Origin of the sequence: Micromonospora sp. ALFpr18c (genome assembly GCF_008868155.1) — a bacterium.
In the GTDB taxonomy this organism is placed as follows: Bacteria; Actinomycetota; Actinomycetes; order Mycobacteriales; family Micromonosporaceae; genus Micromonospora.
Genome location: NZ_WBKR01000562.1, coordinates 1 through 252 on the forward strand (window position 1 = coordinate 1; position 252 = coordinate 252).

Genomic DNA, 252 nt, shown 5'->3' on the forward strand with positions numbered 1-252 from the left:
TCGCCCTGGCAGCGGCCGACGAACGAGAACACCAACGGGCTGCTGCGTCAGTACTTCCCGAAGGGCACCGACCTGTCGAGGTGGTCCGATGAGGACCTCGAAGCCGTCGCCCTCGCGGTCAACAACCAATGCCACGTAGCTTAAGTTGATCTTGGGTTGACCTGCGGTTCTGTATGGACTCGTGGGATGTGCGGCGTGGCGTGGCGGCCGCTACCGGGCGGGCTGTTTTGATCACGGGTCATGTCGGTGGCT

1 pseudogene is annotated in these 252 nt (G+C 63.1%); it reads left to right on the forward strand.

Annotated elements, in window-relative coordinates:
• Window positions 1-144, forward strand: a pseudogene (locus tag F8271_RS32030) (IS30 family transposase); the annotation flags it as partial.
• Window positions 145-252 lie beyond the last annotated feature (108 nt).